Here is a 13,242-nt window from a genome sequence, read left to right as displayed (position 1 = left end):
GGTCGGGGGTGGGTGGGGGTGGGTGGTTAGTCGTGGGGGGTGGCGAGGGTGGTTAGTTGGTCGGCGTACTCGATTTGGGTGGACCAGGCGCGCGGCCAGGCGGGCAGGCCGTGGGCGGCACCGACGAAGGCGCCGGCCAGGGCCGCGATGGAGTCGGAGTCACCGGCGGTGGTCGCGCCCCGGGCCAGCGCGCCGACCGGGTCGTCGGCGTGCCACAGCGCGCAGAGCAGCGCCGTCGCCAGCGCCTCCTCGGCCACCCACCCCTCACCGGTACGCCGGCACGGGTCGCCACCGTCGTCGGGGCGGGTGAGCGTCGTGGTCAGCCGGCCCAGGGCGGCCAGGCACTCGTCCCAGCCGCGGGCGATGAAGTCCTCCGGGGAGTCCACGCCCGGGCGCTGCCACAGATCGCCGAGCCAGTCCGCCCGGTAGACCCGGCGCTGCTCGCGAGACCGCTCGACGAGCAGCGCCGGCAGCTCGGCCAGGGCGACGCCGTCGCGCAGCAGCCGGACCGCGTAGGCGGTCAGCTCGCTGGCGGCCAGCCCGGTGGGGTGGCCGTGGGTCAGCCCGGCCTGGAGCTGGGCGAGGCCGGCCAGGGTGTCCAGGTCGACGGGGAGCAGCCCGACGGGGGTGACCCGCATGTTGGCGCCGCAGCCCTTCGAGCCGGCCACAGTCGCCTCCTGCCAGCGCACCCCCCGGGACAGCTCGGCGCAGGCCCGCAGGCAGGTCATCCCCGGGGCGCGGTTGTTGTCCGGGCTGACCGCCCAGGCCATGAAGCGCTCCCGCAGCAGCGGCTCGACCGCCTCCGGGGTGAACGCCGACGCGTCGTGCAGCGCCCAGCCCACCGCGAGCGCCATCTGGGTGTCGTCGGTGACCAGCGCGGGATGGCCCTCCAACTCGTGAGGGCCGGACGGGCCGTACCGGCGGCGGATCTCGGCGACGGTCAGAAACTCGGTCGGCCGGCCCAGCGCGTCACCGTAGGCGAGGCCGAAGAGCGAGCCGGAGGCCCGCCGGAGCGAGGAGTCGATCACCCCCGTGATCATGCCGGGCGGTCGCAAGCCGCGCCACGGGAGCGCGGGTCAGACCCAGCACAGAGCGCGGCAGTTCCAGCAAGAGCGCGGGTCAGTCCCAGCACGGAGCGCGGGCCAGTCCCAGCAAAAGCGCGGGTCAGTCCCAGCACAGGCAGAACGGGTGACCGGCCGGGTCGGCGTAGACCCGGAAACCCTCGCCCTCGCCGGGCAGCCGTCGCGCGCCCAGCGCCAGCGCCGCCTTCTCGGCGGCCTCGATGTCGGAGACGGTGACATCTAGGTGGAGCTGCTGGGGCCGCTCCGGGTCCGGCCAGGCCGGCGGGCGCAGGTCGGGCGCCTGCTGGAAGGCGAGCCGGGGATGGCGGCCCACCGGTCCGCCGAGCACCACCCACTCGTCGCCCTCGGAGTCCTCCTCCGCCACCGACAGGCCCAGCAGCTCGGCGTAGAACGCCGCGAGAGCGCGGGGATCGGGGCAGTCGATCACTGTGGAACGCAGTTGTCCAACCATGCCGTCATCCTGCCCGCCGGGGCCGACAGGAAACCTCAGTCCTCGGCGAGTCGCCGCCCCGCGTCCCGGCACGCCTCCAGCACCGCCCGGACGTACTGCGGGCTGGCCCCGGCGAGGCCGCAGGCCGGGGTGATCACCACCTGCTCGGCGAGGCGGCGGCGCGGGAAGCCGAGGCGGTCCCAGATCTGACGTACCCGGTCGGCGACCTGGGCGGAGGTCGGCGCGCCACCGGCCGGCGGCGGGGTGGCCGGGGCGGCGCCGGCCAGCAGCCCGAGCCCGGCGTCGATCGCCTCGCCTAGCGGGTCCAGGTCCCGTACCAGGCTCAGGTCCAGCGCGACCGCGGCCGCGCCGGCGTTGCGGAACAGCTCCAGCGGGACGTCCGGCGCGCAGCAGTGCAGCACGACCGGGACCCCGACCGCCTCGACCACCGCGCGCAGCAGGTCTGCCGCGTCGGGCTGCGCCACCGGACGGTACGTGCCGAGGCCGCTCTCCGTGGGCACGTGCCCGGCCAGCACGGTCGGCAGGGACGGCTCGTCGAGCTGGAGCAGCACCGTGGCCCGGGGCAGCCGGCGGGCCACCGCCGCGACGTGCGCGCGCAGCCCTTCGGCGAGGGACCCGGCAAGGTCCCGCACCGCGCCCGGATCGCGCAGCATCCGCCCGCCGATCGGCAGGTCGAGCGAGGCGGCCAGGGTGTACGGGCCGGCCGCCTGCACCTTGACCGTCCCCGCGTACTCCTCGGCCTGCTCAGCGAGCTGGTCGAGGTCGCGTTCCATCAGGTCCCGGGCCCGGCGCAGGTCCCGGCCCGGCCGGGGGGCGACCCGCCATCGGCCCGCGTACAGCTCGACGGGCAGCTCGACCAGCAGGCCGCCGGTGCGGCCGATCAGGTCCGCGCCCGGGCCGCGCTCGGGCAGCTCGGGCAGGTGGGGCAGCGCGGGCAGCTCCCCGAGGACGACCCGCTGCGCCTCGGCGACGTCGGTGCCGGGCAGCGAGCCGATGCCGGTCGCCGCGCCGGCCGGCCAGGGCCACGCAAGATCTGTCACGGGCGAAGGGTATACGGATCAGGCGGTGATGGTGGCGGAGCCGAGCACCACGTCGCCGGCCGGGTCCGGCCGGTACGCCACCACGGCCTGGCCTGCGGCGACGCCGCGAACCGGGCGGCCCAGCTCGGCGCGCAGCGTGTCCCCGGTCAGCTCGACGGTGGCCGGCACCACGTCGCCGTGGGCGCGCAACTGCACCTCGCACCCGACCGGCCCGGCCGGCCGGGCCCCACCGGTCCACACCGGACGCGCGGCGCGCACCGAGAAGACCTCCAGCGCCTCGGCCGGCCCCACGGTGACGGTGTTGGTCTTCGGTGTGATCGAGAGCACGTAACGCGGCCGTCCGTCCGGGGCGGGCCGGTCCAGGTGCAGGCCACGCCGCTGCCCCACCGTGTACGCGTACGCGCCGGTGTGGCTGCCGACCACCGCGCCGGTGAGCGCGTCGACCACGTCGCCCGGCGCCTCGCCCAGCCGTCCGGCCAGGAAGCCCCGGGTGTCGCCGTCGGCGATGAAGCAGATGTCGTGCGAGTCGGGCTTGTCGGCCACGGCCAGCCCGCGGCGGGCGGCCTCCTCGCGGACCTGCGCCTTCGTCGAGTCGCCGAGCGGGAAGACCGACCGGTCGAGCTGGGCGCGGGTCAGCACCGCCAGCACGTACGACTGGTCCTTGGCGAGGTCGACGCTGCGGCGCAGCAGGCCGTCCGGGCCGAGCCGGGCGTGGTGGCCGGTGACGACGGCGTCGAAGCCCAGGGCCACGGCCCGGTCCAGCACCGCCGCGAACTTGATCTTCTCGTTGCAGCGCAGGCAGGGGTTCGGGGTACGGCCGGCCGCGTACTCGGCGACGAAGTCGTCGACCACGTCCTCGTGGAACCGGTCGGCCATGTCCCAGATGTAGAACGGGATCCCGACCACGTCGGCGGCCCGCCGCGCGTCCCGGGAGTCCTCCAGCGTGCAGCACCCCCGCGCCCCGGTGCGATACGTCTGCGGATTGCGGGCCAGCGCCAGGTGCACGCCGGTGACGTCGTGCCCGGCCTCCACGGCCCGCGCCGCCGCCACGGCGGAGTCCACCCCGCCGGACATGGCCGCAAGAACCCTCACCCCGTCACGCTCCCTTCCCCACCCGAGCGTACCGGCCCCGCCCTCCGCCCCGTCGATCACGGAACGGTGCCGGGGGACGGAAGTGGCGCACGTCGCCGAACCGGACGCCACGAGTCCATCATCGGCGGGCGGGGGTGGGGTTAGCGGGGGGTACGGAGGGCGGCGGCGCGGCGGGCGCGGTCGACCGCGGTCGGGAGGGCCGTCACCAGGGCGTCGATCTCTGCCTGGGTGCTGGTGTGGCCGAGGGTGAAGCGGAGCGAGGAACGGGCGCGGTCGTCGTCGGCGCCCATCGCGATCAGCACGTGCGAGGGCTGGGCCACGCCCGCCGAGCAGGCCGAGCCCGTGGAGCAGGCGATGCCCTGGGCGTCGAGCAGCAGGAGCAGGGCGTCGCCCTCACAGCCCGGGAAGGAGAAGTGCGCGTTGCCCGGGAGCCGGTCGGCGGGGTCGCCGTTGAAGACCACCTCGGGGACGGCGTGCCGGACCCGCTCCACCAGGTCGTCGCGGAGGGCGGCCACCCGGGCCGCGTACTCCTGCTGGCCCTTCACGGCCGCCTCCACCGCGACCGCGAAGGCGACGATGCCGGCGGTGTCCAGCGTGCCGGAGCGGACGTCGCGCTCCTGCCCGCCTCCGTGCAGCAGCGGGGTGGCCGCGACGTCCCGGGCGAGCACCAGCGCGCCGACGCCCGCGGGGCCGCCCAGCTTGTGCCCGGTGACGGTGAGCGCTGAGACGCCGCTGGCGGCGAAGTCGACCGGCACCTGGCCGACGGCCTGGATCGCGTCGGTGTGGAACGGCACACCGTGCTCGGCGGCGACGGCGGCCAGCGCGGCGACCGGCTGGAGGGTGCCCACCTCATTGTTGGCCCACATGGCGGTGACCAGGGCCACCTCGTCGCCGTGCGCGGCCAGCTCGGCGCGCAGCGTCTCCGGGGCGAGCCGACCGGCGGCGTCCACCGGCAGCCACCCCGCCTCGGCCCCCTCGTGGTCGACCAGCCAGTCGACCGCGTCGAGCACGGCATGGTGCTCGACGGCGCTGGAAAGCAGCCGCCGCCGGCCCGGAGACGCGGACCGGCGGGCCCAGAAGATGCCCTTCACCGCGAGGTTGTCGCTCTCCGTGCCGCCGCCGGTGAAGATCACCTCGGACGGGCGGGCGCCCAGCGCGGCGGCCACCCGCTCGCGGGACTCCTCCACCCGGCGTCGGGCACGCCGCCCGGCCGCGTGCAGTGACGACGCGTTGCCGACCTCGCGGGCTGTCGCCAGGTACGCCTCCAGTGCCTCGTCGAGCATCGGAGTCGTCGCGGCGTGATCCAGGTATGCCATCACCGTTCAGCCTACTGACCGGGACACCGACACCCCGACGCCGGAGGCCGCTCCCCGCCCCGCCCCGGGTCACCGAGCAGATCCCCCACCGCGGCCCCGCGGCAAATACACGGAAGGAGTGGCTGTCCCGCGTGGGACAGCCACTCCTTCCGTGTATTTGCGAGCCCTCAGGGGGCGGCGGTCACTTGCGCTTGCGGATTTCCTCCGCCGCCTGGGGGACGACCTTGAACAGGTCGCCGACGACGCCGAAGTCGGCCAGCTCGAAGATCGGGGCCTCGCCGTCCTTGTTCACGGCGACGATGGTCTTCGAGGTCTGCATGCCGGCCCGGTGCTGGATCGCCCCGGAGATGCCCAGCGCGACGTAGAGCTGCGGGGAGACGGTCTTGCCGGTCTGGCCCACCTGGAACTGGTGCGGGTAGAAGCCGGAGTCGACGGCCGCGCGGGACGCGCCGACGGCACCGCCGAGCAGGTCGGCCAGCTCCTCGACCAGCTTGAAGTTGTCGGCGTTGCCGACGCCGCGACCGCCGGAGACGACCACGCCGGCCTCGGTCAGCTCGGGGCGCGAGCCCTTCTGCTCGGCGACCCGGTCGACGACCTTGGCCAGCTTGTCGGTGTCGGTGACCGACACGGTGAGCTGCTCGACGGTCGGGGTGGCGGCGGCCGGCACCGGGGTGACCGAGTTCGGCCGGACGGTGACCAGCGGCAGGCCCTTGGTGACCTTGGACTTCACGATGGCCGAGCCGGCGAACGCGACCTGGGTGGCGGTGCCGTCGGCGGCGAGGCCGACCACGTCGGTCAGGATGCCGTTGTCCAGCTTGACGGCCAACCGGGCGGCGATCTCCTTGCCCTCCTGGGCGGAGGCGAGCAGCACGGCGGCGGGCTGGACCCGCTTGACCAGCTCGGCCAGCACGGTGGCCTTGGGTGCCACCAGGTAGCCGTCGATCTCCTCGCCCTCGGCGGCGTAGACCTTCTCCGCGCCGTACTCGCCCAGCTTGGCGCTCAGCGCCTCGGCGGCGCCGGCGCCACCGAGCACGACCGCGCTCGGCGTGCCCAGCTCGCGGGCGAGGGTGAGCATCTCCAGGGTGACCTTCTTGACGCCGAATTCCCGGGTGGCTTCGACGACGACGAGAACCTCAGACATGTCCAGACCCCTCACACGAACTTCTCGGTGGCGAGGAACTCGACCAGCTGCACGCCGCCGGAGCCCTCGTCGATGACCTTCGCGCCGCCGGAGCGCGGCGGGCGCTTGGTGTGCTCCAGCACGGCGCTGGTCGCGCCGTCGAAGCCCACCTCGGCAGGGGCGACGCCGAGGTCACCCAGGGAGAGCGTCTGCACCGGCTTCTTCTTGGCGGCCATGATGCCCTTGAAGGACGGGTAACGCGGCTCGTTGATGGTGTCCCAGACGGAGACGACGGCCGGGGTCGAGGCGGTGATTACCTCGTAGCCCTCCTCGGTCTGCCGCTCGACGGTCAGGGTGGCGCCGTCGACGGTGAGCTTGCGAGCACCGGTCAGCGCGGCGACGCCGAGGCGCTCGGCGATCATGTGCGGCAGGACCTGGACCCGACCGTCGGTCGACTCCGCGCCGCAGATCACCAGGTCGGCGCCCAGCTGGCCGAGGGCGGCGGCGAGCACCTTCGAGGTGGCCACGGCGCAGGACCCGTGCAGGGCGTCGTCGACGACGTGCACGGCCTTGTCCGGCCCCATGGAGAGCGCCTTGCGGATCGACTCGGTCGCCCGGTCCGGACCCATGGTCAGGATGGTGACCTCACCGCCATGCGCCTCTTTGATCTTCAACGCCTCTTCGATGGCGTACTCGTCCATCTCGTTGATGACGTTGTTCGCCGAACCGCGGTCCACGGTGTTGTCGTCAGGACGCAGGCTGCGGTCCGCGCCCGAATCGGGCACCTGCTTGACGAGTACGACAATGTTCATCGCGCTTCGACGACCCTCCTGTTGGTGTTGCGATTGCTCGCCCGGTCTCGGGCGCAGCCTCGCGCGTCCGTTGACGCCAGGTCAACCGCAGGCTGCTGTGCACTTGCCCACGAATCAATGTTACCCACAGGTAGCTTCGACCTCGGGGCACCTCCGAGTGACACAACTCACCGCGCCCCACTGTCCCCGAGCGGCGCACCGCACGCGGCCCGGCCCGCCGGGTCGCGTGCGGCGGAGGTCAGGCCGGCTCGGCCAGCGCGGCCCTGATCTTGTCGATCGCCGCCGCCTCGGCCGGCGCCACGCCCCGGTGCGCCCGGGCCACCCGGTCGGCGGCGGCGAGCACCAGCGATCGGTAGCCGGCCACGTCCTCCGGGGACTTCTCCCGCAGGATCTCCACCGCCCGGCCCAGCGCCGGCAGCACCACCGACTCGACCTCCAGGGCCGAGTCGCGGGGCAGCGTCGGCAGCGGGCCGGTGGTGAGGGCCTCCTTCACCGGGCCGCCCGCCTGCGCCATCACCCCGGACGCGGCGAAGCTCTCCCGCAGCAGCGCGAGCATGCCCGGATCGGCGTTCGAGACCAGGAAGACCGCGCCGAACGCGCCGGTCTTCAGGGTGAGCCGCTCGTCGTCCGTCAGTCGCTGCCCCATGGTCACGGAGTGTAGATGTAGGGCGTGGTGGTGGTGACCGGGACGAGGCCGAGCCGCTCCAGGATCGGCCGGCTGTCGTCGGAGGCGTCCACCTGGAGCAGGGTGCGGCCACGCTGGGCGGCCAGCCGCGCCCGGTGGACGACCAGCGCCCGGTAGACGCCCCGGCGGCGCCAGCCCTCCAGCGTCGAGCCGCCCCACAACGTCGCAAAGCCGGTGCCGGGGACGTAGCGCACCCAGCCGGCGCTGACCACGGTCTCCCCCGCCTCGGCGACCACCACCGTGATCGACTGCGGGTCGGCGGCGATCTCCCGCTCCAGCCCGTCGGCGAGGTGTCCCCGGCTCTCGCCCCAGACCTCCTCCTCCATGACCACGATCCGGTCCAGGTCGGCGCGGGCGGTCACCTCACGCAGGCGTACCCCCTCGGGGAGCACGGGGAGGGCGGCCGCCAGCGGCGCGACGGGGCCGATCATCACGGTCTCCCGCTCCTCCGGGACGAACCCGGCGGCCCGCAGCCGGTCGGCCAGGTCGGCCGGCTCGTCGTGGCCGTGCAGCTTCCACTCCACCTGCTCGCCCCGGGCCCGGAAGACCTCCACCTGCCGGGCGATCAGCTCGTCCAGCGCCGCCCCGGTCAGGCCCCCCAGGTCCCGGTAGCCGAGGAAACCCCCGCGGTCCAGGCCGAGGATGCAGACCAGCGGCCCGTCCCGCTCCACGGTCACCCCGGCCGGCAGCGGGTCCGGCACCCAGGCCTTCAGCTGGTTGTCGTACGCCTCGCGCAGCGTCATCACGTCAAGATCGGTCACCGGTCCAGGCTAAGCCCGGGGCAAAGCGGATAATCGGCTTCGTGTGGGAGACGGTGCGGCGGTGGTTCGACCCGCGGGAGCTGCGATCGGTGGGCAGCACGCCCGACTACCGGTTCTCCCTGGCCAACGAGCGGACGTTCCTGGCCTGGCTGCGCACCGGGCTGGCGCTGGTCGCCGGCGGGCTGGCCGCAGCCCAGTTCCTGCCGCCGCTGGCGCTGGCGCACCTGCGCGAGGCGATCGCCGTCGCGCTGCTGCTGCTCGGCGGGACGGTGGCGGTGCGGGCCGTGGACCACTGGGCCCGCACCGAGCGGGCCATCCGGCTCGGCGAGGAGCTGCCGGCGTCCCGCTTCCCCGCCGTCTTGGCCCTCGCCGTGGGGCTGGGCGCGCTGCTGCTGGTGGTGGCCGTGCTCGTCCGGGCGATCGGCGGCCGGTGACCAGGGACCCGGGGCTGCAACCCGAACGGACCCGGCTGGCCTGGCGGCGCACCCTGCTCGCGCTCACCGTCGTCACCGTGCTGACCGTCCGGTTGGCCCTCACCGGGGACACGATCGGGGCGGTGCTGGCCGGCGTGGCGATCGCCGACTGGGCGGTGGCGCTGACCCTCTGCTGGGGGCGGGCCGTCGGCTCGGGCCCGATGCGCGGCACATCGCGGACCATGCCCGTGATCGCCCTCGCCGCCGTCGGGCAGGCCGCGGTGGGGGTGCTGCTGGCGGTACGCGGACTGTGGTGATCGGGTGTGGGTGCGCCATGATGGGTGGATGGCCAGGCTCTACGTCCTACTCTTCCTGATCCAGATCGTCCTCGCGGTCTGCGCGCTGATCAGCTGTCTCTCGGCCGAGGAGGGCCAGGTCCGCGGCCTGCCCCGGATCGCCTGGGTGCTGATCATCCTGTTCTTCCCGCTGGTCGGCTCGATCGCCTGGTTCGTCGCGGGCCGGGAGCCCGCCGGGGGACGGCCCCGGGCGGCCGGGCCGGTCGGCCGTGCTCCCGCCGACCGTCGCCGGCCCGTCGCCCCGGACGACGACCCGGAGTTCCTCAGCTCCCTGACCGAGCGCTCCCGCGAGCAGGACCAGGAGCTGTTCCGCCGCTGGGAGGACGACCTGCGCCGGCGCGAGGACGACCTGCGCCGCAAGGAGGGCGACCCGCCCCGGGAGGACGACCGGCCGGGGGGCTGACGCGGCGAGCCCCGTCAGGGGTCCACGGATGCGGAGCCCGGTACGCCCCCGGTCAGGGCACCCGGCCGGAGACGGTCCGCGAGCTGCCGGGGGTCACACTCGACGCCTGAGCGCCCGGACCGCCAGCGGCGCGAAGACGGCGGCGAGGGCGACGGCCCAGAGCATCGACTGGACGACCGGGCCGACCACCGGGCCGCCGACCAGCAGTCCGCGCAGGGCGTCGGCCAGGATGGTCACCGGGTTGACCTCGACCCAGTGCTGGAGCCAGCCCGGCATCCGGTCGGTCGGGACGAAGACGTTGCTGGTGAAGGTGAGCGGGAAGATCACCATGAAGCCGAAGATCTGCACCTTGTCGGGCTCGCTGACCAGCACCCCGACCAGCACCGAGATCCACGCGGCGGCCAGCGAGAAGCCGAGCAGCAGGACGAACGCCCCGAGCAGCCCGAGCAGCCCGTTGCCCAGCCGGAAGCCGAGGATCGCGCCGACGCCGATCAGCAGCGACACCGACCAGGCCTGCTTGACCGTGTCGGCGAGGATCCGCCCGGCCAGCGGGGACCAGCGGGCGATCGGCAGGGCCCGCAGCCGGTCGAACACGCCCTTGGTGAGGTCGTTGTTCAGCCCGAACCCGGTGGTCATGGTGGCGAAGAGGGCGTTCTGCACGATGATGCCGGGCAGCGCGAACGTCAGGTACTCCCCCGGCGAGCCGGAGATCGCCGTGCCGAAGACGTACGTGAACAGCAGCACGAACATCACCGGCTGGATGCTCAGGTCGAGCAGTTCCATCGGGTTGTGCTTGATCTGCACCAGGCTGCGCCAGGCCAGGGTGAGGGTGTGCCGCAGCCCGGCGACCACGCCGAGCCGTCGGGCCGGGGCCAGCCGGTTGTCGGCGGTGACGGTGGCGGAGATCATGCCGGCGTCCTTTCCAGGTCGGCCCCGACCGGGGCGTCGGACTCGGCACGGTGGCCGGTGAGGGAGAGGAAGACCTCGTCGAGGCTGGAGCCGCGCAGGGCCAACTCGGCCACTCCGACCTCGGCGGCGTCGAGGCGGCGCACCACGGCGGGCAGCACCGCCGGGTCGTTCACCGGGACGGTGACGGTGGTGTGCGTGACCTCCGGGGTGGCGGCGGACACCTCGCCGGCGATGGACACCACGGTCGGCAGATCGGCCGGGTCCGCCGGGCGGACCGTGAGCACCTGGCCGCCGGTCTTGGCCTTCAGCTCCTCCGGCGTGCCCTGGGCGATCACCCGGCCGTGGTCGACGACGGCGATCTCGCCGGCGAGCTGGTCGGCCTCCTCCAGGTACTGCGTGGTCAGCAGCACGGTCACCCCGTCGGTGACCAGTTCGCGGACCGTGTCCCACAGCTCGTTGCGGCTGCGCGGGTCCAGCCCGGTGGTCGGCTCGTCAAGGAAGAGCACCTGCGGCCGGCCGACGAGGCTGGCGGCCAGGTCCAGGCGGCGACGCATCCCGCCGGAGTAGGTCTTCGCCGCCCGGTCGGCGGCGTCGGTCAGCTGGAACCGGGCGAGCAGCTCCCGCGCCCGGGCCCGGGCGTCGGCCCGGCTCGACCCGAGCAGCCGCCCGATCAGCAGCAAATTCTCGGTGCCGGTGAGTGCCTCGTCGACCGAGGCGTACTGGCCGGTGAGGCCGATGAGCTGGCGAACCCGGTGGGCGTCGCGGCGGACGTCGTACCCGCCTACGGTGGCGTGCCCCTCGTCGGCGGCGAGCAGGGTGGCGAGCACCCGCACGATGGTGGTCTTGCCGGCCCCGTTGGGACCGAGCAGCCCGAACACGGTCCCGGTGGGGACCGCGAGGTCGACTCCGGCGAGGGCCGTGGTGGCGCCGAAGCGCCGCACCAGACCCTCCGCCCGGATCGCGTACGTCATAGAAAAGCTCCCGTCGTCTCGCTTGTCACGCCACCATGGCCGACGGCACTGACAAACTGCCGAGGCGCGGCTGACGTTACGGCGACGGGCGCTGACAGTCCGCTGATTTAGCCCTCGGCGGATTACGCCGGGGGGCGACGGCGGCCTCAGGCCAGGTTCGAGGAGCGGGGGTACGCGTCGGCCGGGTCGGTCAGGACGTTGACCAGGTACGGCACGCCGGAGGCGAAGGCGCGGTCCAGGGCCGGGGCGAGGTCGGCGGCCTTCCCCACCAGCTCCCCCGCGCCGCCGAGGGCCTCGACGACGTGGTCGTAGCGCAGCCCAGGCTGGAGGTCGGCGGCCACGTCGTAGCCGTACATGGCCCGCATCGGGTGCTTCTCCAGACCCCAGATGCCGTTGTTGCCGACCACGATCACCACCGGGAGCTGCTGGCGGACCAGGGACTCCACGTCCATCAGCGAGAACCCGGCCGCGCCGTCGCCCATCAGCACGCAGACCTGCCGGTCCGGGTGGCTGACCCGGGCCCCCATGGCGTAGCCCATGCCGGTGCCGAGGCAGCCGTACGGGCCGGGGTCGAGCCAGGTGCCGGGCTGGGCGGGCTCCAGGTACTTCCCGGCGTACGAGACGAAGTCGCCGCCGTCGCCGATGGTGATGGCGTCCGGGGCGAGGACCCGGCGCAGCTCGCCGTAGACCCGGGCCGGGCGGATCGGATCGGTCTCGGCGGCCATCTCCTCGGCGTCGCGGGCCTTCGCGGCGTCCTCGGCGACCCGCAGCTCGGCGACCCAGTCGGCGTGATCCGCCCGGTCGCCGGGGTGGTCGGCGAACGCGGTGAGGACCAGCCGCAGGTCGCCGGCGGGCGAGGCGGCCGGCTGGACGTGGGTGGCGCGCTGGCTGGGCGCGTCCACCACGTGCACCACCTTGGCGTCGCCGAAGTCGCCGAAGGCGAGCCGGAAGTCCAGCGGGGTGCCGACCACGACCACCACGTCGGCGTTGCGCAGGGCGACCCGGCGGGCCTTGGCGAAGGAGAGCGGGTGGGTCGGCGGCAGCGCGCCCCGACCCATGCCGTTGGTGAAGACGGGCACCTGCAACGCCTCGGCGGCAGCCCGCAGGGCGTCGACGGCGTCCCCGGCGTACACGTCGGAGCCGGCAATGATCACCGGGCGGCTGGCGGCGGCGATCAGCGCGGCGGCCCGCGCCACCTCCTCCGGGTCGGCCTCGACCGGCGCGGGCGGGGCGACCTCGGACAGCTCGGCGTCGCCGACGGAGAAGACCGCCTCCAGGGGGAGGTCCAGGAAGACCGGGCCCCGGTGCGGGGTGAGCGCGGTGGTCAGCGCGGCGCTGACCGCGCGCGGGATGTCGTCGGCGCTGAACACCGTCTCGGCGTGCTTGGTGACCGGGGCGACCAGCGGCAGGTGGTCCATCTCCTGGAGGCTGCCGGAGCCCCAGCGAAACTGCGGGGCCCGGCCCCCGAGCACCAGCACCGGCGAGGCGTTGAAGAAGGCGCTGGTGAGCCCGGAGACGCCGTTGGTGACGCCGGGGCCGGCGGTGAGCACGGCGAGGCCGGGGCGGCGGTTGAGCTTGGCCACCGCCTCGGCCGCGAACACCGCCGACTGTTCGTGCCGGACGTCGTAGAGCGGGAATCCGGCCTTGTGGGCCGCGTCGTAGAGCGGGAAGACGTGCCCGCCGGAGAGGGTGAACATCTCCCGTACGCCGTGCGCGCGCAGCGCCGCGAGCGCCAGTTCCCCGCCGTGACCTTCGACCCGCTCCGTCATCGCCGATCCCCTCGTCCGTGGCCGGAGTCACACGCTACTGGCCGGTAGGCGGAATGTGAACC

Annotated in this window: 15 protein-coding genes; 3 read left to right on the top strand and 12 right to left on the bottom strand. The window is 74.2% G+C overall.

Features of this window, described 5'->3' with window-relative positions; genetic code table 11:
- Window positions 1-26 precede the first annotated feature (26 nt).
- From OG617_RS20805 to OG617_RS20765, 9 genes are all read right to left on the bottom strand, one after another.
- Window positions 27-1,040 carry an ADP-ribosylglycohydrolase family protein gene (locus OG617_RS20805; RefSeq protein WP_405094716.1) on the bottom strand — a complete coding sequence of 338 codons (1,014 nt, stop codon included), beginning with the start codon at window positions 1,038-1,040 and terminating at the stop codon, window positions 27-29.
- A 124-nt stretch (window positions 1,041-1,164) separates the two neighbouring features.
- Window positions 1,165-1,533: a VOC family protein gene (locus OG617_RS20800; protein ID WP_405094715.1), complete on the bottom strand. Its 369-nt coding sequence runs from the start codon at window positions 1,531-1,533 to the stop codon at window positions 1,165-1,167.
- A 35-nt stretch (window positions 1,534-1,568) separates the two neighbouring features.
- The gene (locus OG617_RS20795; protein ID WP_405094714.1) at window positions 1,569-2,573 is read right to left on the bottom strand and encodes a methionine synthase; all 1,005 of its coding nucleotides are present in this window, start codon (window positions 2,571-2,573) and stop codon (window positions 1,569-1,571) included.
- Window positions 2,574-2,591: 18 nt separating this feature from the next.
- Complete coding sequence (gene mnmA, locus OG617_RS20790; protein ID WP_405094713.1) at window positions 2,592-3,665, bottom strand: tRNA 2-thiouridine(34) synthase MnmA; 1,074 nt, start codon at window positions 3,663-3,665, stop codon at window positions 2,592-2,594.
- Window positions 3,666-3,805: 140 nt separating this feature from the next.
- Window positions 3,806-4,981: a cysteine desulfurase family protein gene (locus tag OG617_RS20785; protein WP_405094712.1), complete on the bottom strand. Its 1,176-nt coding sequence runs from the start codon at window positions 4,979-4,981 to the stop codon at window positions 3,806-3,808.
- 181 nt (window positions 4,982-5,162) lie between these two features.
- Complete coding sequence (locus OG617_RS20780; RefSeq protein WP_405094711.1) at window positions 5,163-6,122, bottom strand: electron transfer flavoprotein subunit alpha/FixB family protein; 960 nt, start codon at window positions 6,120-6,122, stop codon at window positions 5,163-5,165.
- A gap of 11 nt (window positions 6,123-6,133) precedes the next feature.
- The gene (locus OG617_RS20775) at window positions 6,134-6,913 is read right to left on the bottom strand and encodes an electron transfer flavoprotein subunit beta/FixA family protein (protein ID WP_405094710.1); all 780 of its coding nucleotides are present in this window, start codon (window positions 6,911-6,913) and stop codon (window positions 6,134-6,136) included.
- 238 nt (window positions 6,914-7,151) lie between these two features.
- Window positions 7,152-7,559 carry a hypothetical protein gene (locus OG617_RS20770; RefSeq protein WP_161687675.1) on the bottom strand — a complete coding sequence of 136 codons (408 nt, stop codon included), beginning with the start codon at window positions 7,557-7,559 and terminating at the stop codon, window positions 7,152-7,154.
- 2 nt (window positions 7,560-7,561) lie between these two features.
- On the bottom strand, window positions 7,562-8,359 hold the full coding sequence (locus tag OG617_RS20765) for a GNAT family N-acetyltransferase (RefSeq protein WP_405094709.1): 798 nt from the start codon (window positions 8,357-8,359) through the stop codon (window positions 7,562-7,564).
- A gap of 41 nt (window positions 8,360-8,400) precedes the next feature.
- Here OG617_RS20765 and OG617_RS20760 point away from each other — a divergent pair, with 41 nt between their 5' ends.
- From OG617_RS20760 to OG617_RS20750, 3 genes are read left to right on the top strand one after another with little or no spacing between them, the layout of a single operon-like run.
- A complete protein-coding gene (locus tag OG617_RS20760; protein ID WP_405094708.1) occupies window positions 8,401-8,793 on the top strand; it encodes a YidH family protein in 393 nt (130 codons plus the stop codon).
- Complete coding sequence (locus OG617_RS20755) at window positions 8,790-9,089, top strand: DUF202 domain-containing protein (protein WP_405094707.1); 300 nt, start codon at window positions 8,790-8,792, stop codon at window positions 9,087-9,089. Before OG617_RS20760 ends, OG617_RS20755 begins: the two co-directional genes overlap by 4 nt.
- Window positions 9,090-9,117: 28 nt before the next feature.
- Window positions 9,118-9,531 (top strand): PLD nuclease N-terminal domain-containing protein, encoded by a 414-nt coding sequence (locus tag OG617_RS20750; protein ID WP_405094706.1) that lies wholly within the window; start codon window positions 9,118-9,120, stop codon window positions 9,529-9,531.
- A 93-nt stretch (window positions 9,532-9,624) separates the two neighbouring features.
- Here OG617_RS20750 and OG617_RS20745 read toward each other — a convergent pair whose 3' ends face one another.
- The 3 genes from OG617_RS20745 to OG617_RS20735 form a co-directional block, all read right to left on the bottom strand.
- On the bottom strand, window positions 9,625-10,440 hold the full coding sequence (locus tag OG617_RS20745) for an ABC transporter permease (RefSeq protein WP_405094705.1): 816 nt from the start codon (window positions 10,438-10,440) through the stop codon (window positions 9,625-9,627).
- Window positions 10,437-11,411 carry an ATP-binding cassette domain-containing protein gene (locus OG617_RS20740; RefSeq protein WP_396675941.1) on the bottom strand — a complete coding sequence of 325 codons (975 nt, stop codon included), beginning with the start codon at window positions 11,409-11,411 and terminating at the stop codon, window positions 10,437-10,439. The genes OG617_RS20745 and OG617_RS20740 overlap by 4 nt, the downstream gene beginning before the upstream one ends.
- 146 nt (window positions 11,412-11,557) lie before the next feature.
- Complete coding sequence (locus tag OG617_RS20735; RefSeq protein ID WP_405094704.1) at window positions 11,558-13,180, bottom strand: acetolactate synthase; 1,623 nt, start codon at window positions 13,178-13,180, stop codon at window positions 11,558-11,560.
- Window positions 13,181-13,242: the final 62 nt, after the last annotated feature.

It is taken from the genome of Micromonospora sp. NBC_01412, assembly GCF_045040215.1.
Classification (GTDB): Bacteria; Actinomycetota; Actinomycetes; order Mycobacteriales; family Micromonosporaceae; genus Micromonospora; species Micromonospora rubida.
The sequence above is the reverse complement of the archived record's forward strand: the minus strand, read 5'-3'. Positions and strand labels throughout refer to the sequence as shown.